This window comes from Streptomyces sp. NPDC085866 (assembly GCF_044541035.1).
In the GTDB taxonomy this organism is placed as follows: Bacteria; Actinomycetota; Actinomycetes; order Streptomycetales; family Streptomycetaceae; genus Streptomyces.
Window position 1 is genome coordinate 23,604 of sequence record NZ_JBITSQ010000002.1, and the last position, 20,850, is coordinate 44,453.

Annotated in this window: 17 protein-coding genes and 2 pseudogenes; 8 read left to right on the plus strand and 11 right to left on the minus strand. The window is 71.0% G+C overall.

Translation table 11 applies throughout. From position 1 onward, the window contains the following. The first annotated feature begins 37 nt into the window (after positions 1-37). The 5 genes and pseudogenes from ACIF83_RS03560 to ACIF83_RS03580 all read left to right on the plus strand — a co-directional run. Positions 38-1,747: an alkaline phosphatase family protein gene (locus ACIF83_RS03560; protein ID WP_399723187.1), complete on the plus strand. Its 1,710-nt coding sequence runs from the start codon at positions 38-40 to the stop codon at positions 1,745-1,747. Positions 1,748-1,850: 103 nt separating this feature from the next. Then, positions 1,851-3,125 carry an MFS transporter gene (locus tag ACIF83_RS03565; RefSeq protein WP_399723189.1) on the plus strand — a complete coding sequence of 425 codons (1,275 nt, stop codon included), beginning with the start codon at positions 1,851-1,853 and terminating at the stop codon, positions 3,123-3,125. Next, positions 3,122-4,135: a TolB family protein gene (locus ACIF83_RS03570; RefSeq protein ID WP_399723190.1), complete on the plus strand. Its 1,014-nt coding sequence runs from the start codon at positions 3,122-3,124 to the stop codon at positions 4,133-4,135. The genes ACIF83_RS03565 and ACIF83_RS03570 overlap by 4 nt, the downstream gene beginning before the upstream one ends. Beyond that, positions 4,132-5,466 (plus strand): L-serine ammonia-lyase, encoded by a 1,335-nt coding sequence (locus ACIF83_RS03575; RefSeq protein ID WP_399723192.1) that lies wholly within the window; start codon positions 4,132-4,134, stop codon positions 5,464-5,466. Before ACIF83_RS03570 ends, ACIF83_RS03575 begins: the two co-directional genes overlap by 4 nt. A gap of 55 nt (positions 5,467-5,521) precedes the next feature. Next, a pseudogene (locus ACIF83_RS03580) lies at positions 5,522-5,779 on the plus strand (ATP-binding protein); the annotation flags it as partial. Positions 5,780-5,974: 195 nt separating this feature from the next. On the opposite strand, the gene ACIF83_RS03585 reads toward ACIF83_RS03580, so the two are convergent. The 4 genes and pseudogenes from ACIF83_RS03585 to ACIF83_RS03600 form a co-directional block, all read right to left on the minus strand. After that, positions 5,975-7,195, minus strand: a complete 1,221-nt coding sequence (locus ACIF83_RS03585; RefSeq protein ID WP_399723194.1) for a metallophosphoesterase — start codon at positions 7,193-7,195, stop codon at positions 5,975-5,977. Continuing rightward, positions 7,158-8,261 (minus strand): hypothetical protein, encoded by a 1,104-nt coding sequence (locus tag ACIF83_RS03590; RefSeq protein WP_399724075.1) that lies wholly within the window; start codon positions 8,259-8,261, stop codon positions 7,158-7,160. The genes ACIF83_RS03585 and ACIF83_RS03590 overlap by 38 nt, the downstream gene beginning before the upstream one ends. Before the next feature lie 1,043 nt (positions 8,262-9,304). Then, entirely contained in the window at positions 9,305-9,646 is a 342-nt protein-coding gene (locus ACIF83_RS03595; protein WP_393478329.1) for a hypothetical protein, read from the minus strand. 33 nt (positions 9,647-9,679) lie between these two features. Then, positions 9,680-9,986, minus strand: a pseudogene (locus ACIF83_RS03600) (IS5/IS1182 family transposase); the annotation flags it as partial. A 4-nt stretch (positions 9,987-9,990) separates the two neighbouring features. On the opposite strand from ACIF83_RS03600, the gene ACIF83_RS03605 reads away from it, so the two are divergent. From ACIF83_RS03605 to ACIF83_RS03615, 3 genes are all read left to right on the plus strand, one after another. After that, entirely contained in the window at positions 9,991-10,356 is a 366-nt protein-coding gene (locus tag ACIF83_RS03605; protein ID WP_399723196.1) for a hypothetical protein, read from the plus strand. 154 nt (positions 10,357-10,510) lie between these two features. Continuing rightward, positions 10,511-10,774: a hypothetical protein gene (locus ACIF83_RS03610; protein ID WP_399723198.1), complete on the plus strand. Its 264-nt coding sequence runs from the start codon at positions 10,511-10,513 to the stop codon at positions 10,772-10,774. An 81-nt stretch (positions 10,775-10,855) separates the two neighbouring features. Continuing rightward, positions 10,856-11,404 carry a hypothetical protein gene (locus ACIF83_RS03615; protein WP_399723200.1) on the plus strand — a complete coding sequence of 183 codons (549 nt, stop codon included), beginning with the start codon at positions 10,856-10,858 and terminating at the stop codon, positions 11,402-11,404. A gap of 162 nt (positions 11,405-11,566) precedes the next feature. On the opposite strand, the gene adh is transcribed toward ACIF83_RS03615, so the two are convergent. The 7 genes from adh to xylB form a co-directional block, all read right to left on the minus strand. Beyond that, on the minus strand, positions 11,567-13,090 hold the full coding sequence (adh, locus tag ACIF83_RS03620) for an aldehyde dehydrogenase (protein WP_399723202.1): 1,524 nt from the start codon (positions 13,088-13,090) through the stop codon (positions 11,567-11,569). A gap of 56 nt (positions 13,091-13,146) precedes the next feature. Beyond that, positions 13,147-14,454 carry a GAF domain-containing protein gene (locus ACIF83_RS03625; protein WP_399723204.1) on the minus strand — a complete coding sequence of 436 codons (1,308 nt, stop codon included), beginning with the start codon at positions 14,452-14,454 and terminating at the stop codon, positions 13,147-13,149. A 79-nt stretch (positions 14,455-14,533) separates the two neighbouring features. Beyond that, a complete protein-coding gene (locus ACIF83_RS03630) occupies positions 14,534-15,136 on the minus strand; it encodes an N-acetylmuramoyl-L-alanine amidase (protein WP_393478342.1) in 603 nt (200 codons plus the stop codon). Between the two features lie 62 nt (positions 15,137-15,198). Continuing rightward, positions 15,199-16,212, minus strand: a complete 1,014-nt coding sequence (locus ACIF83_RS03635; protein WP_393478344.1) for an acetamidase/formamidase family protein — start codon at positions 16,210-16,212, stop codon at positions 15,199-15,201. 85 nt (positions 16,213-16,297) lie between these two features. Next, on the minus strand, positions 16,298-17,782 hold the full coding sequence (locus ACIF83_RS03640) for an APC family permease (RefSeq protein ID WP_399723206.1): 1,485 nt from the start codon (positions 17,780-17,782) through the stop codon (positions 16,298-16,300). Positions 17,783-18,027: 245 nt separating this feature from the next. Then, on the minus strand, positions 18,028-19,236 hold the full coding sequence (locus tag ACIF83_RS03645; protein WP_399723208.1) for an ROK family protein: 1,209 nt from the start codon (positions 19,234-19,236) through the stop codon (positions 18,028-18,030). 57 nt (positions 19,237-19,293) lie between these two features. After that, entirely contained in the window at positions 19,294-20,739 is a 1,446-nt protein-coding gene (xylB, locus tag ACIF83_RS03650) for a xylulokinase (protein ID WP_393478351.1), read from the minus strand. Positions 20,740-20,850 lie beyond the last annotated feature (111 nt).

A 20,850-nucleotide genomic window follows, 5' to 3' on the forward strand; every position in this document is an offset into this window, starting at 1 on the left:
GCTCGTTCCCCGATCCCTTCATGTGGAGGTCAGCACCATGCGGCGCTCCCGCACAGCAACCCTGGCCGGGGCCTCGGCTCTCGCCCTCCTGACCGTCCTGGGCGCGCTCCCGTCGCATTCGGCGAGGACCGCCTCCAACAGGCCGGCCGAGGCACCCGTCGCCTCGTCCGTCCCACAGTTCGACCACGTGGTCGTCGCGATGTTCGAGAACAAGAACTACTCGACCATCAAGGGCGGTTCCAACGCCCCCTACCTCAACTCCCTAGCTTCACAGGGCACGTTGTTCACCAACGCCTTCGGCATCACCCACCCGAGTCAGCCGAACTACATCTCGCTGTTCTCCGGGTCCCAGCAGGGAGTCACCAACGACGACTGCCCCAAGTCGTTCAGCACGGGCAATCTCGGACAGCAACTCCTGAACGCGGGCCGCACCTTCAAGGGGTACTCCGAGGGCCTGCCCAGCGCCGGGTACACCGGCTGCAACAGCGGCAACTACCGGCGCAAGCACGCTCCCTGGGTGGACTTCCCCACCGTGAGCGGCTCCGCGTACAACGTGCCGTACTCCACGTTCCCCAGCGACTACGGCAAGCTGCCCACGGTCTCGTTCGTCATCCCCGACATGTGCGACGACATGCACGACTGCGCCGTGGGCACTGGTGACAGCTGGCTCAAGAAGAACCTCGACGGGTACGTCCAGTGGGCCAAGTCCCACAACAGCCTCCTGATCGCCACCTTCGACGAGGACAACTTCACCTCCGTCAACCAGATCTACACCGTCGTCGCCGGCGCCCACGTCAAGGCCGGCTACGAGTCCGGCACCCAGATCAACCACTACAACGTCCTGCGCACCATCGAGGACATGTACGGCCTGCCCGCCCTCGGCAACGCGGCGTACAAGACACCCATCACCGACGCCTGGACGACCTCCACCTCGGCCCTGACCGTCACCGACCCCGGCAGCCGCAGCGGCACGGCCGGCCGGCCCGACTCACTGGACCTGTCCGCGTCCGGCGGCACCGGCCCCTGCTCCTGGTCGGCCACCGGGCTGCCCGCCGGGCTGTCCGTCGACTCCGCGACCGGGCGGATCTCGGGCACCCCGACCACCGCGGGCACCTCCACGGTCACCGTGACCGCCACGGACGCCGCCGGCGCCACCGCGTCCACCACCTTCACCTGGACCGTGACCGCCTCGGGCGGTGGGAGCACGGTGTTCTCGGACGACTTCGAGTCGGACAAGGGATGGACGGTGAACGCGGCGGGCACGGACTCGGCGACGTCGGGGGTGTTCGAGCGCGGAGTGCCGCAGCAGACGACGTCCACCTACAGCAACCAGGTCAAGCAGCTGGCGGCGGCCTCGGGGTCGTACGCCCTGACCACGGGTGCGGCGGCCCGGAAGACGTACGGGGACAACGACCTGGACGGCGGAAGGACGACCGTGCTCTCCCCGCGGATCACACTGCCCGCGAGCGGCCCGCTGACGCTGCGCTTCTCCTACAACGTGGCCAACGGCGACAACTCCGGCTCGGACGACGGGCTGCGGATCGGGGTGGTGGACGGTTCCACGTCCACCACGGTGTTCGAGCAGACCGGGTCGGCGAGTGAGACGGCCGGGCAGTGGCGGACCGGAACCGCCGACCTGTCCGCGTTCGCGGGCAAGACCGTGCGGATCCAAGGGGAGGCCGCCGACGCGGGCGCTGCCAGTCTCTTCGAGGCCCAGATCGACGACCTCACCCTCACGCAGGGCTGACCCGCCACCGTCCCACCGGCCGGGAGGCCGGAGCACCCCACTCGTTCCGGCCTCCCTCCCACCCACCCTGCCCGATCTCAGCCCGAGGAGGCGAAACACGGCCGTGTACCTGTCCACCATCGACCGACCCCGAGGGAACCACCCGCACCGGGGCATGCGCGGCACCGTCGCCGCGGTCGGTGTCAATGTCCTGGCACTCGGGGTCGTGAGCCTGCTCACCGACGTCTCGGCCGAGATGGTCACCGCCGTCCTGCCGCTCTACTTCGTGCTCACCCTGCATCTGAGCCCGGCCGCCTACGGCCTGATGGACGGCCTCTACACCGGGGCGACCGCCCTGCTGCGGCTGGTCGGAGGCTATGCCGCCGACCGTCTCCACCGGCGCAAGGCGGTCGCCGGGATCGGCTACGGCATCTCCGCCGCGGCCAAACTGGGTCTCCTCGCCGCCGGTTCCTCCGTGCCGGCGCTCGGCGCGGTCATCGTCGCCGACCGCGCCGGCAAGGGGCTGCGCACCGCGCCACGGGATGCGCTCATCACCCTGTCGGTCCCCGAGCCGCTGCTCGGACGCGCCTTCGGCATCCACCGGGCGATGGACAGCATGGGCGCCTTCGCGGGCCCCCTGGCCGCGCTCGGCGTGCTCGCGGCCGTCGGCACGACCACCCAGGCCGCATTCGGAGCGCTGTTCCTCACCAGTTTCTGCGTCGCCGCCACTGGTCTGCTCGCCCTGGCCCTCCTCGCCCGCGACCGCCACGACGGGCGCTGCGCCGCCGCATCCGCCGCCGTCGATCTCCGCCGCGCGGGGGCACTGCTGCGGTCCGCCGCCGTCCGCAGACTGCTGTACGCGGCCGGGCTGCTGGGGCTCATCACCATCGGAGACGGCTTCGTCTACCTGCTGTTGATGCGGCGTCAGTCCATGCCGACCGGCTGGTTCCCCCTCATGGCGGTGGGCACCAACCTCGTCTACCTCCTCCTCGCCGCCCCCTTGGGCGCAGTCGCCGACCGGTACGGCCGCCGCACCGTGCTGCTGGCCGGCTACGGCGCTCTCCTCGCCGTCTACCTGCTGCTGTGCAGCCCGCTGTCCGGTGCCGTGCCGACCATGGCCGCGCTGGGCTGCTACGGCGCCTTCTATGCCGCCACCGACGGAGTCCTGATGGCCCTGGCCGGCCCCCTGCTGCCCCCGGGGCTGCGCACCACCGCTCTGGCCTGCGTGCAGACCGTCCAGGCGCTCGCCTACTTCGCCTCCTCCCTCGCCTTCGGGTTCGTCTGGTCCGGCTGGGGAAGCGCCGTGGCCACCGGGGCCGCGGCGGGCGGCGTGGTGCTGGCCACCGCCGCAACGGCCGTACTCCTCCCCGTCCGCACGGACCATGGAGCCGACGCATGATCCGGCCCGGCACCCGTGTGATCGGCGCGCTGGTCGCGGTCGTCGCGCTGACCGTCCTGGCGGCCCTGTCCATCGCGAACGCCCGCGAGAGCGCGACCCCCGCGCGAGCGGCGACGGACGGCACCGTCTCGCTCGCCCCGGGACCGCGTCTGGTGGCACGCAGTACCGCCCCGGGCAGTGCGGGCCACCTGGTCTCCGTCCCGGCCGGTGCACCGGCCGGGAAGCGCATCGTCTCGTCCTTGTCGTGCGCCCGGGTGTACGCGTCCGGCGGCAACGGGCTGTGCCTGCGCCTCGACGGCGGGCTGACGACCTACCAGCTCGTCGTCCTCGACACGCACCTGCACACGATCCGTGAGATCCCCCTGGTCGGCGTACCCGACCGGGCGCGCCTCTCACCCAGTGGCCGGATGGCCGCCTGGACCGTCTTCGTCACCGGTGACTCCTACAACGGGGGACGCTTCTCCACCCGGGCGGGCATCCTCGACACCCGCACCCAGGAACTGGTCCCCACCCTGGAGGACTGGACGGTCACCGTGGCGGGCAAGCCCTACCGGGCCTCGGACCGCAACTTCTGGGGCGTCACCTTCGCCTCGGACGACCGCCACTTCTACGCCACCATGTCCACGACGGGCCACCGCTACCTCGTTCTCGGTGACATGGCCACGCACCGCCTGCGGACCCTGACGGACCACGTGGAGTGCCCCTCGCTCTCGCCCGACGGCACCCGCATCGCCTTCAAGTCGGCCCACGGCGGCGACCCCGCCCGCGGCTGGCGCCTGTCCGTCCTGGACCTCGCCACCCACCGGGTGACCCCGCTCGCCGAGACCCGCAGTGTGGACGACCAGGCCGCCTGGACCGACCTGCACACCGTCGCCTATGCCCTGCCCCGGGGACGCGACCACTCCGATGTGTGGGCGGTCTCCGCCGACGGCACCGGCACCCCCCACGTCCTCATCCCCGACGCGGAGTCCCCGGCCGCCCTCGGCACCACCACCCCGGAGGCCCAGTGATCAGCGCGTTCGACCTCTTCACCGTGGGCATCGGCCCCTCCAGTTCGCACACCGTGGGCCCCATGCGCGCCGCACGTCTCTTCGCCCGGGCACTGGCCGACACCGCGCTGCTGGAGCGCGTGTCGTTCGTACGGATCGACCTGTACGGTTCGCTCGGCGCGACCGGGCCCGGCCACGGCACCGACAAGGCGGTCCTCCTCGGTCTGACGGGTGAGGAGCCCGCCACCGTGGACACGGAGACCGCGGACGAACGGGTAGGCCGGTTCAGAGCGGAAGGACAAGTCCCCCTCCTGGGCCGGCACATGGCCGACTACGACCTGGCACTCCACCGCCGGACCCTGCCCGGCCACCCCAACGGCATGAGCTTCACCGCCTGCGACCCCACCGGCTGCGCCCTCCTGTCGCGGACCTCCTACTCGGTCGGAGGAGGCTTCCTGCTCGGCGAGCGGTCAGCCTGTCCGGACAGCCCAGCGGTGCCCCACCCCTTCACCTCCGGCGAGGAACTCCTCGCGCGGGCGGGAGACAGGCGCATCAGCGACCTCGTGCTCGCCAACGAGAACACCTGGCGTCCGGAGAAGGACGTGCGAGCCGGACTGCTGGCGATCTGGGACGTCATGCGGGACTGCGTACGGCGGGGTTGTACGACCGAGGGGATCCTGCCCGGCGGCCTGAACGTCGCACGCCGCGCACCTGGTCTCCGGCGAGCGCTCGAAGCGAGCGCGGCCGGCGACGATCCGCTGCGGGCCATGGATCGCGTGGCGCTGCACGCCCTGGCCGTCAACGAGGAGAACGCGGCAGGCGGACGGGTCGTCACCGCCCCCACCAACGGAGCCGCCGGCATCATCCCGGCGGTCCTGTGCCATTACCAGGACTGCGTTCCCGAAGCCGACGACGAGGGCGTCGTCCGTTTCCTCCTCACCGCTGCGGCCATCGGCGGCCTCATCAAGGAGAACGCCTCCATCTCCGGTGCCGAGGTCGGCTGCCAGGGCGAGGTCGGCTCGGCCGCGTCCATGGCCGCCGCGGGCCTGGCGGAAGTGATGGGAGGAACAGCCGGACAGGCGGAGAACGCCGCGGAGATCGCCCTCGAACACCACCTCGGGCTGACCTGTGACCCGGTGGGCGGACTGGTCCAGATTCCGTGCATCGAACGCAACGCCGTCGCAGCCGTGAAGGCGATCACCGCGGCCCGGATGGCCGTCAGCGGAAACGGACAGCACGTCGTCCCGCTCGACACGGCGATCAGAACCATGCGCGAAACCGGCGCCGACATGAACTCCAAGTACAAGGAGACCGCCCGCGGCGGTCCGGCCGTCCACGTGATCCAGTGCTGATCTCCCGGGCGGCCGGCGCCGCCGGCCGCCCCTCACTTCCAGGAGCTGTCCTTCCATGCGCCGCACCGAGACCCGTATCACCTGCGCAGCGACACCCGCGGAGGTCAGTGCCACGCGGCACCGACTCTCGGCGACGGTGCGGGGCTGGGGTGTTCTCGACGAGGAACAGTGCGCGGATCTCGACGTGGTCGCATCCGAACTGCTCACCAACGCGGCGATGCACGGGGCCGGTCCGCTGACCGTCACGACGGCCCTGGACCACGGCCTCCTCCTGGTGGAGGTCCTCGACCACGCCGACACGGTGCCGCACCCGCGGCAGGCGGGCCCCTGCGACGAGAACGGCCGCGGCCTCACCCTCGTCGGCGCCCTAAGCCTCCTGCACGGGAGCACCCCGGCCCCCACCGGGAAACGCTGCTGGGCGGTCCTCCCTCTGCACCGGTTCGATGCGCACCCCGTCGACGGGTGCCCTGAGGACGCCGCCCTCCGCGACGCAGCACGCCGTGCTGCGCTACGGCGAGGTGGGCAGGTGCGGGGAGCGGAGCACGAGCAGGGTGATCTCGCTGGGGGCGAAGACGCGGAACGGCGGGCCCCAGAAGCCGGTGCCGCGGCTGGTGTAGAGGAGGGTGCGGGTGCCGTGGTGGCTGAGGCCGGCGAGGACGGGCTGGTCGATGCGGACCAGATGGTGGAAGGGCCAGATCTGGCCGCCGTGGGTGTGGCCGGAGAGTTGGAGGTCGATGCCGTCGGCTGCCGCCTGGTCGACGAACTTGGGCTGGTGTGCCAAGAGCAGGACGGGCAGGTCGGGGTCGGCGCCGTTCAAAGCTCCGGCGAGATGGGCGCGGTGGCCTGCCAGGCCGGAGGACTCGGCGGTGACGTCATCCACGCCGGCGACCACGAGGGTGTCGCCTCCGCGTTCGAGCAGCAGATGGCGGTTGCGGAGCGGCTCCCAGCCCAGCTCGTCCATCAGGTCGACCCAGCCCTGGGCCTCGCTGTAGTACTCGTGGTTGCCGGTGACGTATACACGGGCCCGGGTGGCCCGCACAGTACTGAGCGGGACGGCCTGGGCACGGCGGCGTTCGGCCGTGCCGTCCGCGATGTCGCCGGTGTGGCAGACCAGGTCGGCTTCCAGAGCGTTCACCGTCTCGCATACCCGTGCCGACCAGCGAGCGCGATCGAGTGGGCCGTAGTGGGTGTCGGTGATGAGGACGACGCGGATACCGTCCAACCCGGCACCCAGTCGCGGGAGTTGCACGTCGAGTCGGCGCACGCGTGGCACACGGCGGGCCTCGGCGTACCCCCAGGCGAGCAGTACGGCGGTGACGCCGAGGACGGCCCAAGTGACGATTCGTGCCCGGTCCTGGCTCTCGCCGACGCCGGCCACGGTCAGGGCGAGCCGCAGGAGGGCCCCGAGCAGAACGGACCAGGTGAACAGAACCCAGCTGGTGCCCAGCAGGGTGTCACCGATGATCGCCGCCGGGTCCTGCTGGCGCCGGCCGTGGCCGCGCACCATCGCGAGCGGCATACCGATGAGGCCGAGAACGAAAAGGGCGGTGCCGACCAGCGTGACGGGCAGCGGCCAGTGCTGGCCGCTGTGCAGGAGCACCCAGCAGGGCACGGCCCACAGCAGGACGGGGGCGATCAGGGGGATGTAGCGCATCAGGCGGAGCAGTCGGCTCTGCCGCTGCGCTTGCGCTTCACCCTCGGCGGGCCGGGTGTTGCTGGTGTCGGTCACGCTTCCCCTCCCTGACCAGGCTGCCGTCCCGCGCACTGTATCCGGTCGCCCTCGGGCCGGCGGGACCGGCGTTCATGGGGTCGATGATGGCCCGCACCAGGGCGTGACAGGCGTAGGCGTGACCTTCGAGATCGCGCGAGGTACCGCGGAGGACGTCGAGCGGGCGCTGGACGCCGCGCACGAGGCCGCGCCCGCGTGCGGCCGTACGTCGGTGCTGGTCAGAGGTGGGAGACAGGTGAGAGAAATCGGGAGTAAGGCCGAATTTCGCTTCGCGCGCCAGGGCGAGGAAGGGCCTGAGGTCGTCGGCCCGTGGCTCGGGGATGTCGGGCAGTCGGGGTGGTGTGTGTAATGGGTCGAGGCGCTCGACGGTGGATGCTGCCCAGCTGATCCATACTTCGGCTTCGGTTCTGGTCTGCCCCGGGGTCATGGCCTCGACTCGCGTGCGTACGGCGCTCAAGTACTCCGTCAGTCCGGTGGCGTGGCGCCATGCCGCTTCCTGCGCTTCAAAGTGTCTGAAGCGGTACGCCTCGGCGTACTGGATGCGGGCGTCTTCCATGGCGGATTCCCAGCGGATGCGCTTCTGGCGTGCGGCTTCGATCTCGTCGAGACGTCTGCATTCGGCGGCTTCGCCGCGGAGGGTGACCTCCTGTGCGATCTCGGCGAGCTGGTCTTCGAGGGGGTGGCCGGGGGCGTCGGACCATTCGCTTGCCCGGTGCGGTTGGCCGCCGCTGAGGACGAAGCGGAGGCGTTCGGATGGGGTGTAGTCGAAGCGGGGGATCCTGATCCAGGAGTTCTTCTTGGCGTCGACGAGTTCCTTCTCGGTGGCGACGTGCTCGGTCCGGTCCTGTTCCTGGAGGACGAGGAACCCCACGGTCTGGCCCTGTGCGGAGATGGTGAAGTGGGGAGACGCTCTGCGGCGGCGGTGAGACGGGGGCGCGAAGCCGGTCGCTCCCGCCGAACAGGAGTGTCCTTCGGCCTCGGCAGCGGTGATCAGCGCCTGGATGAGCCGGAGAGCACGTCCCTGGACAGGCCTGGACAGGCCCAGCGGCTGTTGTTCGTTCTGCATGGCCCGGACCACGGTGTGCGGGCGGATGAGCCGGGCGGGCACGGGGACGGGTTCGAGGACGGCAAGGCGCCAGGCGGGGATGTCGACGAGCTTGATCTCGTACCCGCCACGGGACCAACCGCCGTACAGCTCCTTCGTCTCCGGAATCCTTCCGGATCTGCGCGCCGCGGCGATCCGGGACGGCCACTTCTCCGAGTCTGGACTGCTGCCGGGCTTGACGATCTGGCCGCCTGCCTCCGCGAGCTCTTGCAGCAGTTGCTCCGTGAATGTCACGCGACGCTGTGGAGGAGGGCTTGGCTTTCACGTGGAGGCCGGAGTTTCCTGCGCTCGGGGGGACGGGGGTTGCGGAGCGGCGGCCTGGGTCTTCCGCGGGCGCGATCCACGGGGAGGGTATGCGCCGTGCGCCAGGTAGTGCTGGCCGGCGCTTGTCAAGGCGACGTTCCACTGCCCACCCTTCCGGGAGACCAGGACCAGGCCGCGGTTCTGCAGTGCCTGACAGGTGGTCTTGTAGGAGCTGGTCTCCCAATTGCCGGCAGGGCACCCGTCTTCCACCCACTTCAGCACCGAGAGTTGCCGCTCATTGGCCTGCCGTTCCAATGGCTCGCCTTCGACTCGAGGTTGACGTACGACGGCGGCATGGTGTCAGTTCCGTTTGTCAGCGGCGGGTGGTTCGAAACAATTCGCTCGAACGAGCGAAGGCTGACGTGGGCCGTGAGCCCCTTCCAACCTGGCTGTGAGATCGAGGGGTTGCGGTGACGGGACAACGAAGCCTCAGGTAGATGGGTTGTCGGCTAACACAACCTTCCCCGCCTAGAGCCCCGAGTCATTGCCCACCCATCCGGGCTGCATCTGTCCACTTCCGAGTCGCGGCTGCTGCGGCGGGGGTTGGCCGCTCGCCGACGACAGATCGGCACCCGGCGGCGGCTGACCTGCAGCCGCCAGGCGCTGACGACCCTGGCCCACCTGCGCTGCAACCACCACCTTTGCCGAGCTCGCAGCCAGATTCCGCGTGGGCCCGCCCCCAGTCGTGTCGCCGTGCGAAGTCAAAAACCAAGCTGCGGAGGAACGTCTGATCGCACGAGGTGGACTTGCGCGGCTGGTATGCGGCCGGGCAGGTAGACGAATCCGTTGCCGTTGTCGAGGAGCAACCCCTCATCGATGCCGTCCACGGACCAGAGATCAACCGGCCCACCGGTGTTGTTGATCTGAAGGAAGAACTCTGCTGTCTCCTCGCCCAGACAGACGAAGATCCCCTCCACCTCAGGGCGGCGGCTGCCGGCGATTCCCGGTGCGGCGCCCATCCGGGTCCAATCCAGGCCATGCTGTGCGATCGACTGCCGATTGAGCACGGACGAAACGTGGAAGAGGTTCGACGTATCAAACACGCCAGGAGTATAGGAGGCAGTGAGGCTTCCTCCTCAGGTTGAGGCGGTCAGCTCCAGGGTGGGGACGGCCTTGACGAGGTCGGTGATGCGGGTGGTGCCGCAGCGGAGCTTCCGCAGCAGGCGCCAGGACTTGAGGGTGGCCATGGCCTGTTCGCCGAGCGCGCGGATCTTCGGGTAGGCGCGGTCGACGGCCTTTCTTCCCGGCGCAGAGCTTGTTCCAGCGGCCGCGGAAGGGGACGCGGACGGCGGGGCCGAAGCCCTGGTACGCCTTGTCGGCCCGGCACCGGATGCCGCCGGTGTTGAGGGCGTCGAGCAGACCGTGGGAGCGGGCTGCCCCGACGACCATGCCCTCTGCCCTGCCCACCCACTTCGGCGTCCAGCTCCCCGCCTGGGTGACCTCCGAACTCCCCGACGTTCCCGACACCCTGCCCACCGACGAAGACCGCATTCGCCTCATCAACCGCCTCGCCGCAGGCAACCACCAGGAAGGCACCGGCGGCCCGTTCGCCGCTCTCGTCGTCGAGACCGAGACCGGCCGCATCCGATCAGCGGGCGTCAACCTGGGCATGGCCTCCGGCCTCTCCTCCACCCACGCCGCAGTCGTCGCCCTGTCGCTCGCCCAGGCCGGCTTCGGCAGCTGGGACCTGGGCGCCCGCGGAGGACCCGCCCTGGAACTCGTCGTCAACCGGCGGACCTGCGTCATGTGTTAGTGCGCCGCGATGTGGTCAGGCGTGCGCCGCCTGCTCATCGCCGGCCACGGACCCGAGGTCGAGGACCTGACCGGCTTCGTGGGTCGATTTGACGGCCGACAGTCCTGTGCCGACGGCTCCTGGGGCATTCACCTGCTCTCCTGCCCGTGCCCGGGTGGGGTACGTCCTGCTCGGCAGCCATGCAGTGGCGACGGTGAGGGCGAGCGGCGGTCAGTGGAGTGTTGTGGAGGTCGAGGTGCGCCGGGCGGCCGCGGAACTGAACGCGGTGGGGATGGATCGGCAAGACCTCGTCCGCATCGGTCCGTTTCGTGGGGCGCCGAAGCAGGACTGCAACGAGGAAACGCCGCTGCGTTGGCGCCGGCGCATCACGGGGGAACTGCAGGAGCTGGGCGGCCGGGGAGCGGGCAGCACGACGTGAAGTCGGCCGGCCGTACCCCCTGGCGGGGATCGACTGGCGACAGATAGTCGTGGAGCAGACCCGCGACGGGACGCAGCGCACGTGGTGGCTGCCGCGCTCTGTGGTCAGGCTGCTGGACGCGGCCTCTCGGGTGGGGTCGTCACGTCTGGCAAGGAGTGGACCGAGGACGGTGAGGTGCACGAGGTGCACTCGCTCAAGCGTCGCGCGGCAAGCGCGACGCGGCCTGTTCCCATCCCGCCGCAGTTCGTACGCATGCTGCGTGCCCATGTGAATCGGTTCGACGTGGCACCTGACGGTCGACTTTTCCGGAACCAGGCTGGCAACTACGTGGACGCTGCTGCCTACGGCATCACATGGGCGCGGGCCCGGGAATACGCCCTGACCCGTACTGAGCGCACTTCTCGCCTGGCCAAGCGGCCTTACGATCTCCGGCACGCCGGGATCTCGTTCTGGCTCTACTCCGGAGTGGACCCGGCCGAGTGCGCCCGCCGCGCCGGCCAGAGCATCGAGGTTCTCTTTCGTCACTACGCCAAGTTCCTTGACGGCCTTCGAGAGCAGGCGAACCGTCTCATCGAGCAGTCCATGGACGAGTGGCAGCGCGTCAGTCAAGGTGACGTACCCGAGGGCTGAACCGAGGGTTTGGTCCGTGACTGGTCCGGAAGCACTGGTCAGGAGGGGTGCAGTCGTGGGAGGAATTGGGAGTTAGCGCGCAAGCCGGGCCCGGTCGAGAGCGGGTTGCGCGAAGGGCGCCTGACGGGTGAAAACCCAGGTCAGGCGCCTTTTCGCATGTGTCTAGAAGAAGCCCAGCCTCTTCGGCGAGTACGACACCAGAAGATTCTTGGTCTGCTGGTAGTGCTCCAGCATCATCTTGTGCGTCTCGCGGCCGATACCGGACTGCTTGTAACCGCCGAACGCCGCATGCGCGGGGTAGGCGTGGTAGCAGTTCGTCCAGACCCGGCCCGCCTGGATCGCGCGGCCCGCACGGTACGCGGTGTTGATGTCCCGCGTCCACACGCCCGCGCCGAGGCCGTACAGCGTGTCGTTCGCGATCTTGATGGCGTCGCCGAAGTCGTCGAACGAGGCCACCGAGACGACCGGACCGAAGATCTCCTCCTGGAAGATCCGCATGCGGTTGTTGCCCTCGAAGATGGTCGGCTGGACGTAGTAACCGCCCTTCAACTCGCCGTCGTACTCCACGCGTTCGCCGCCGGTGAGGACCTTGGCGCCTTCCTGCCGGCCGATGTCCAGGTAGGAGAGGATCTTCTCCAGCTGGTCGTTCGAGGCCTGGGCACCGATCATCGTGTCGGTGTCGAGAGGGTGCCCCGGCTTGATCTGACGGGTGCGGGCCACGGCGGCCTCGAGGAACTCCGCGTAGTTGCCGCGCTGGACGAGTGCCCGCGAGGGGCAGGTGCACACCTCGCCCTGGTTGAGCGCGAACATGGTGAAGCCTTCGAGCGCCTTGTCCCGGAAGTCGTCGTCCTGGGCCCACACGTCGTCGAAGAAGATGTTCGGGGACTTGCCGCCGAGCTCCAGGGTGACCGGCTTGATGTTCTCCGAGGCGTACTGCATGATCAGCCGCCCGGTCGTGGTCTCCCCGGTGAACGCCACCTTCGCCACCCGAGGGCTGGACGCCAGCGGCTTGCCCGCCTCCACGCCGAAGCCGTTGACGATGTTGACCACGCCCGGCGGCAGCAGGTCGGCGATCAGGCTCATCCAGTAGTGGATGGACGCCGGGGTCTGCTCCGCGGGCTTGAGGACGACCGCGTTGCCCGCGGCCAGCGCCGGCGCGAGCTTCCAGGTCGCCATCAGGATCGGGAAGTTCCACGGGATGATCTGCGCGACCACACCGAGCGGTTCGTGGAAGTGGTACGCCACCGTGTCGTCGTCGATTTCGCCCAGCGAGCCCTCCTGCGCCCGGATGACGCCCGCGAAGTAGCGGAAGTGGTCGATGGCGAGCGGGATGTCGGCCGCCAGCGTCTCGCGCACCGGCTTGCCGTTCTCCCAGCTCTCGGCCACTGCGAGGGGTTCGAGGTAGGCCTCCATGCGGTCGGCGATCTTCAGCAGTATGTCGGCGCGCTCCGCCACCGACGTACGGCCCCACGCGGGCGCGGCCTCGTGCGCCGCGTCCAGCGCCCGCTCGACGTCCTCCGCGGTACCGCGCGCGATCTCGGTGAACGGCTGCCCGTTGACCGGCGACGGATTCTCGAAGTACTGCCCGCGCAACGGCGGCACGTACTCTCCGCCGATGAAGTGGTCGTAGCGCGCCTGGTAGGAGACGATCGCGCCCTCGGTGCCGGGCGCCGCGTAACGGGTCATGCTGGTCTGCCTCCCGGTGAAGCGCTGCCCGCCGTTGGGCAGCTCGCGGCGCGAGGCTAGGCGGGCGGATGTTGCAAGTACGTTGCGCCGCCGGCCGGCACCCGTGTCCGGTGAGCCGGTAGGGTCAGCTCGGCCTCCAGCGCTGCCAGCCGGGCCCGCACCGGCGCCGACGGCCGCACCGCCGCGAGGGCCCGCCACACCTCCAGGTCGTCCTCACCCCACGGCGCATGCGCCCAGTCCGCGAGCAGATCGGGGTCGCTGTGGGTGATCAGGGCTGCCCGCAGACCGTCGGCCAGGCGGCGCCGCAGCCGCACCACCGCCGGGGCCTGCGAACCCGGCAGCAGCGGGCCGGTGTACGCCTCCACCGCGGACGTCAACGCACCCGTCTCCAGCCGCCGCTCCACCACGCCGGCGTCGGACTCGAGCGCCGCCGTCAGCCGGTACGGCCGTGAGGCGAGCAGGCCGGGTCCCAACAGGCGCCTCAGCCGGGCCAGTTCGGCACGCAGCGTCACCGGGGTCACCGACTCGTCCGCGTACAGGGCGCACAGCAGTTCGTCGCCGGTCATCCCTTCCGGACGGCGGCCGAGGAGGACCAGGATCTCGCTGTGCCGACGGCTGAGCCTGATGCGGTGGCCGTCCAGCCGGAGCTCGGCCTCGTCGCGGCCCAGCGCGCTCAGCATCGCGGTGTCCTCGGCACGCCGGGGCGGGGCGAGCAACGCGAGCTGGGACTCGGCGGCCCGCGCCACCGCCTGCACGAAGCCCAGACTGTGCGGATGCGCCAGCCCGTCGCCACCGGTGATGTCGACGGCCCCGAGGACCCGGCCCGTGTGCGGATCGTGCACCGGCGCCGCCGCGCACGTCCACGGCTGGACCCGCCGTATGAAGTGCTCCGCAGCGAAGACCTGCACCGGCCGGTCCAAGGCGACCGCGGTACCCGGCGCGTTGGTGCCGACAGCCGTCTCCGACCAGCGTGCCCCGGGCACGAAGTTCATCCGGTCCGCCAGGCGCCGGGTCCCCGGATGTCCCTCGACCCACAACAGCCTTCCGTGTACGTCGCACACCGCCAGCAGATGCTCGCCGTCGGCGGCGAAGGTGCCCATCAGCTCCCTGAACAGTGGCATCACCCGGGCCAGTGGGTGCTCGGCCCGATAGGCACCGAGGTCGCCGTCGGTCAGCTCCACGCTCGCCGTGCCGTCCGGCCCCACACCGGCTCGCGCGCTGCGTCGCCACGACTCGGCCACCACATTGCGCACCGGGCGCGGCACCGTGCCGGCCGTGGTGAACGTCTCGTGCGCCCGGCGCAGCACCCGGACTCGCTCGGCGGGGTCGGCCCCCGGCTCCAGGGCCACCCACGGATCGGTCAACTCGCCCTCCCCGGACGGTGAAACGGCTGGGACCATCGTCACGCGCCGTGTTGGTGCGGACAACCGGTTCGACGTCCACCTAGGCGAAATTGACCAGTCTGATGTAGCGGACCCAGTCCCAGTACGGTCCCGGATCGGTGTGATCGGTGCCCGGAACCTGGTAGTGGCCGATGATGTGCTCCCTGTCCCTGGGGATGCCGTACCTGGCGCAGATGGCTGCCGTCAGCTGCGCGGACTGCTCGTAGAGGGCGTCGGTGAAGAGGGCGGGCTGGTTCACCCAGCCCTCGTGCTCGATGCCGATGCTGCGGGTGTTGTAGTCCCAGTTGCCCGCGTGCCAGGCGATATCGGCCTCGTGCACGCACTGGGCGACGTGCCCGTCGGCCGAGCGGACCACATAGTGCGCGGACACCTTCTTCTGCGGGTTCTGGAAGATGGCCAGCGTGTCCGTGTACGTCTCCTGCGTGACATGGATGATCACGCGGTCGACGGTGTAGTCCTCGGGGCGGTCGGACGAGGTGTAGTTGGCGGTGGTCGCCGGCTGCCACTCGGCCGGAGGGTAGTCGACGGCTCCCTGCGCACCGGCGCGGGCGTCGGGGAGCAGCGAGTAGGGGACGGCGGCGAGAGCCGCGCCCTTCAGGATCCGTCGCCTGCTGAGCTGCGGTCCGGGCCGGTTCGTGTCCATCGTCGGCTGCCTTTCAGGAACGGGTGTGGGTGGCGTCGCATGCCTGTGCGACTGATGTGGTGTCAGCGGCCGAGCGTCCGCGCCGTCTCCCGCAGCCGCGCGTGCATGCCGCGGTAGGTCTCCCGCGCGGGCAACCACTCCTTGCGGAGCTTGGCCACGCACGTGTAGTTGGTGTCGCACACGTTGGCCAACGGCGATTCGACCGCCTGGGTTGCGAACTGATACGCGTCCAGCTCACTGAATCCGTAGTCGCGCACCAGCCACTGCACCAGGTCGAGCTGCGATATCCGGAACGCGTCCTCCAGCGGGCGCGCCGATCCGGTCGAGATGAGGTGCGTGTCCGATTCCAGCCGGGGCCAGGGCGTGGCGACGTCCTTGAGGAGGTCGACGATCACCACGGTGTTCATCGCGCATTCCACGGCGACCCCGCAGGTCTCGCCCTCGCCCTGCCGCGCGTGCCCGTCACCGAGACTGAGCAGGGCGCCCTCGACATTGACCCCCAGATAGCAGGTGACGCCGGCCCGCATCTCGGGCGTGTCCATGTTCCCGCCGTGCGCGTCCGGGACCAGGGCCGAGCGCACCTCCAGGTTGGCGGGGGCCACGCCCACCGTGCCGTGCATCGGGTCGAGGGGCAGCTCCAGCTCGAGATCACTGTCCTGGGCGCGGAAGAGAGCGGTGCGCCGGGTGCGGTCGAGCTGCCAGATCCAGACCCGCTCCGGCAACGGCGGCTGCAGCGTGGCCGTGGCGTGCGTCGAGGTGAGCGCACCGAAGAGGGGGACCGTGGTCGAAGCGGCCCAGTCCCGGGCCGGCTCGACGGACACGAAGTGCACGGCCACGGTGTCGCCGGGCTCGGCGCCCTCGACATGGAAGGGGCCGGTCTGCGGATTCAGGAAGGGAAACTCGCAGACCTCGGAGACGAGGTCCTTCTCCGACCGCACCCGGCCGGCGAAGCAGTCCTCGGTGTAGAGGTCGAGAACCGTTCCGGGCTCGATCCGGGCCATCGGGGGAGCACCGCCGAACGTCCAGGCGTACTCGTCCGGTTCCGGGCGCACGGTCAGGATGCGGGGGTCGGTCATCGCGGAGTCGTTCCTTTCGGTGCGGCGGTCATGAAGTGAGAATCGGTCCCCGTCGGCCTTCCGGTGGGGCGGCTCGCCGGTACGGTCAGCGAGGCACTGCTCCGTCCTGCCGGTGGCCGGCCGTGTCGGGTTCCTCGACGTGCACCCGTGCGGTCTCGGCTATTCGCTCGGGGTGACGCCGCATCAGCACCAGCAGCACCAGCACGCCGGTCGCCATCCAGACGCCGACCACCGGGCCCGCGTACGAGACCGGCGCGGAGAGTGCCGTCACGAAGTCGAACACCGGGATCCCGGCGGCCGTCAGCAGTGCCGGGACGAACGCGGCGATGCCCAGCAACGGGAAGAGCAGATGCCTGACCGGCTTGAACGCCTCCCGGCCGCCCCGCAGGAAGTAACCCGCACAGGCGAGGTTAACGACGATGTAGACGCCGACGACGACCGTGACGATCACTGTGGCGAGGAGCAGGAACGCGGTCACCGGGTCGTAGGCGAGGCCGAGCCCCAGTACGGTGCCGACCGCGACGACGGTCTGCACCGTGATGCCCACCACGGGGGAGCGATGTCGGGGATGCAGGGTGGCGAGGAGGCGGGGCAGGACCCGGATGCGGGCCAGGGCGAAGGCCGTACGGGTGGAGACGCTGGCGCACGCGTTGGCGTTGGCGATCGCCGAGTTGACCACCGCCAGGAACACCAGCACCCAGAAGAGGCCGAACGAGGCCCGGGCCACGCCCTCCCAGGAGGCGGCTCCCGACGCGCCGAACCTCGCGAGGCGGTCCGGGCCGAAGTAGACGGTCATCGCGTAGGTCGTGACCACGTAGAACAGTCCGATGCCCAGAGCCGCTCCGAGGACCGCGCGGTGCATGGTCCGGCGCGGGTCGCGCGTCTCCTCGGCGAGCGGCGCCGCGGCCTCGAACCCGGCGAACGCGAGGACCGTGTACACGGACCCGGCGAAGACCCCGCTGATCCCGGCGTACCCGTCCGCGGTGTGTGACGTGCCGAAGACCGAGAGGGTGTTGGCGTCGCCCGCCCTGGCGACGAGCCAGACCGCGAACACCAGGAAGACGAGGATCTCGAAGCTCCCGAGGACGGTGCCGAAGCGGGCCGACGCGCGGACGCCCAGGTAACCGGCGACGGCGATCACGGCGGCGCCCGCCAGCGACCACGGCCACCACAGGTCCGCCGGATACGAGGACCACTCCTCGTGCAGTGTGCCCGCCGTGGTGAAGCCGAGCTGCAGGAGGAGCAGCGGAGGGACCAGCGTCTCCACGAACACGTAACCCCAGCCGACGAGGAAGCCGACGGCCGGGTGCAGCCCGCGCGCCGCGTAGGTGGCCACCGAGCCGGCCGCGGGCAGCTCCCGTGCCAGCTCGGCCACGCAGGACGCGGTGAACAGGCAGGCCACCAGGGCGATCAGCACGGCCAGCGGCAGGCTGCCGCCGGCGAAGGCGGCTCCCGCGGGGATCGATGCGGCCACGGCGGCGGCCGGCGCCATCGCCGTGATGCTCTGGAACAGGACCTCGCGCAGACCGATGGCGTTTCGCCGCAGCGCCCCGGTCGTCTCCGCGTGCATGTCTCCCCCCGATCCGTGTCAGCCGACTGTCACCCGACGTGAGTGCATCCCCTTGTCCCGCGAGCGCTTCGCCGGACAGGCAGGGCGACTGCGCCTCGCGTGAATCACGGTACGGCGCGGGGGAGTTGGGCAGAAGGGTGCGCCGCAGTTCCGTGGACAACCGGCGGACTGTGGACAACTACGCCACCCGATCGAGTGAGACCAGGCCGTCACCGGGCCGTTGGAGTCCACCCGGCAGCGAGCCGTCAGGGCCGCTCGGCCACCGCCGCCGGATCGTCGAGGACGGCCCGGACGACCGAGTGGGCAGCGCCCAGGAGCGGGCCCTCGGGCCCCAGTCCGGACACCGAAACCGGGCAGGCCGGTCCCGTCGTACGGCCCGTCAACTCGGCCTCCAGCGACGGCAGCAGCCAGGGGGAGAGGCCGGCGAGGGCCCCGCCGAGGACGACCGTCTCGGGGTCGAGCAGATTGACCGCCCCGGTCAGGGCGATGCCGAGTGCCGTGCCGGCGTCCCGCAGAGCCCGTCGTACGGCCTCGTCGCCCTCCTCGGCCCGTCCAGCGAGCAGGCCGACCAGGTCTTCCCTCGGCTCCAGCCCGGCCGCGCGCAGCACCGCCTCCTCACCGGCGTACTGCTCCAGGCACCCACGCCCGCCGCACGGGCAGGCGGGTCCGTCCGGGCGGACGGGCACATGACCCAGCTCGCCCGCGAACCCCCGCGTGCCGCGCAGCAGTTGCCCGTCCACGACGACTGCGGCGCCGATGCCGATCTCGGCCGACACGTGCAGGAAGTCGCGAGGGGTGCCGGCGGCGAGCCACAACTCGGCCAGAGCACCGAAGTTGGCCTCGTTGTCCACGGTCACGGGCAGACCGCCGGGCAGCAGGGGGCCGAGGTCCGTGTCGTTCCAGTCGAGGTTCGGGGCGCGCACGACCGTGCGGCCGTCCCGCGCCACCAGTCCCGGTACGGCGACCGCGAGACCGGCGGGCCACAGCCCATCCCGCTCCGCCTCGGCCACGACCCGGCGGACCAGCGCCGTCAGCTCCTCGATCACCGGTCCCGGGGCGCGGCCCCGGTTCGCGCCGTGCCGCACGGCCCGGGCGCGGACCGCGCCGCGCAGGTCGACCGCGCACACCGCGAGGTGGTCGACGCCGATCTCGGCCCCGATGCCGGCGGGACCGTGCCCGCTCACCGCGAGCGCGGATCCGGGGCGGCCCACCCGGCCCGGCCGTTCCGGGCCCAGTTCCTCCAGCAGCCCCCAGCGGATCAGCTCGTCCACGAGTGTCGACACCGCCGCCCGCGTCAGGCCGATGTGCGAGGCGACCGCGGCCCGCGACAGCGGGCCCTGCGCGCTGACGGCGTGCATCACCCGGGCGAGGTTGCGCCGGCGCATGCCCTGCTGGGTGTCCGGCAGAGAGCGTCCGGTACCGGGCGGGCGGCCCTCGTGCGGCGATGCGGTCATGCCCTGGTCAATCCTCGGTGTCTGCGGCCGGGCTCAGCTCGGGTGCGGCGGCTGGGCTCAGCGGGATTCCGGCCTCCGCTCCAGCAGCGGGGCCGCGTCGGAGAGTACCCCGGTGATCCGGGCGAGCGTCGCCTCGTCCCGCTCCACCGCGTCCAGCACCGGGCCGGCGGCCGTGTTCCAGCGACGGGCCACCGCGCCCGGGTCCTCGCCGGTCAGCAGGCCCGCGGCCTGTGCCGCGGCCCCTAGGGCGACCAGTTCCCCGGCCTCCGGGACCTGGACCGGCCGCCCCGACAGCCGCCGTACCGTCTGCTGCCAGGCCGTGCCCCGGGCTCCGCCGCCGATCAGCAGCAGTGGGGTGGTGCGGTCCGCGTCCTGGTCGAGGACCAGGTCGAGCGCGCCGAGCAGTGCGTGCACCGCGCCGTCGTAGGCCGCCTGCAGCAGCTGGCCGGCGGTGGTGTCGTGCCGCAGCCCGTGCAGCAGGCCGGAGGCGTTCGGCAGGTTCGGAGTGCGCTCGCCGTCCAGGTACGGCAGCAGGGTGACGGAGGTACCGGGCTCGACGGCCTCTCGGTCCAGGCCCAGCAGCGCCGCGACGCGGTCCACGGCGAGGGTGCAGTTCAGGGTGCAGGCCAGCGGCAGCCAGTCGCCGTGCGCGTCCGCGAAGCCCGCCACCGTGCCCGTCGGATCGGCGGGGCGGTGCTTGGAGACGGCGTACACGGTTCCTGACGTCCCGAGGCTCAGCACCGGCGTGCCCGGCCGCAGGCCGAGACCCAGCGCCGCGGCCGCGTTGTCACCGGTGCCCGGCGCCACCAGGGTGCCCTTGGAGAACGGCAGGTCGTGGTGCTCGCGCACGGTGCCCGCCACCTCGCCGGGCCGCACCACCCGGGGCAGCAGCGCCGGGTCGAGGCCCACGTGCGCCAGCGTCTCCTCGTCGTACGCCTCCGTCCCGGACGCCCACCAGCCGGTGCCGGAGGCATCGCCGCGGTCCGTCGTGCCCTGTCCGGTCATGCGCTCGGTGAGGTAGTCGTGGGGGAGCCGCACCGCCCTGGTGGCACGGACCGCCTCCGGCTCGTGCTCGGCCAGCCACGCCCACTTCGTGACCGTGAACGACGCTCCGGGCACGCTGCCGGTGCGCTCCGCCCAGCCCTTCGGGCCGCCCAGCTGCTCGACGAGCCTGCGGGCCTGCGGTGCCGAGCGGACGTCGTTCCAGAGCAGCGCCGGACGTACCGGCTCGCCCCGCTCGTCCAGGGTGACCAGGCCGTGCTGCTGCCCGCCGACCGACACCGCGGCCGCCTCGTGCGCGGGCTCACCGCACTGGCGCAGCGCCTCGCACAGGGCGTCCCACCACTGGCGCGGATCACTCTCCCGGCCCGCACCGGAGGAAACGGTGTGTGGCGCCTGGCCGCTCGCCACGACCTCCCCGGTGGCCGCGTCGACGACCAGCGCCTTCGTGGACTGGGTGGATGTGTCCACGCCGACGACGAGCGGACCCTCGGCTGCTGACATCGGGTTCTCCTCCTCCGCGGCTGCGCGGGATGTGCTGTGAGCTGGCAAGACTTCTGTCAACGGCATCGGTCGACGACACAGGTCAAGGACATCCGCCGAAGACTCCTTGTC

Excerpts from the sequence above, each read along its gene's own strand:
- ACIF83_RS03560 (WP_399723187.1), top strand. The coding sequence starts at position 38 with ATGCGGCGCTCCCGCACAGCAACCCTGGCCGGGGCCTCGGCTCTCGCC.
- ACIF83_RS03570 (WP_399723190.1), top strand. The coding sequence starts at position 3,122 with ATGATCCGGCCCGGCACCCGTGTGATCGGCGCGCTGGTCGCGGTCGTC.
- ACIF83_RS03590 (WP_399724075.1), bottom strand. The coding sequence starts at position 8,261 with ATGCAGAACGAACAACAGCCGCTGGGCCTGTCCAGGCCTGTCCAGGGA.
- ACIF83_RS03605 (WP_399723196.1), top strand. The coding sequence starts at position 9,991 with ATGCCCTCTGCCCTGCCCACCCACTTCGGCGTCCAGCTCCCCGCCTGG.
- adh (WP_399723202.1), bottom strand. The coding sequence starts at position 13,090 with ATGACCCGTTACGCGGCGCCCGGCACCGAGGGCGCGATCGTCTCCTAC.
- ACIF83_RS03630 (WP_393478342.1), bottom strand. The coding sequence starts at position 15,136 with ATGGACACGAACCGGCCCGGACCGCAGCTCAGCAGGCGACGGATCCTG.
- ACIF83_RS03635 (WP_393478344.1), bottom strand. The coding sequence starts at position 16,212 with ATGACCGACCCCCGCATCCTGACCGTGCGCCCGGAACCGGACGAGTAC.
- ACIF83_RS03640 (WP_399723206.1), bottom strand. The coding sequence starts at position 17,782 with ATGCACGCGGAGACGACCGGGGCGCTGCGGCGAAACGCCATCGGTCTG.
- ACIF83_RS03645 (WP_399723208.1), bottom strand. The coding sequence starts at position 19,236 with ATGACCGCATCGCCGCACGAGGGCCGCCCGCCCGGTACCGGACGCTCT.
- xylB (WP_393478351.1), bottom strand. The coding sequence starts at position 20,739 with ATGTCAGCAGCCGAGGGTCCGCTCGTCGTCGGCGTGGACACATCCACC.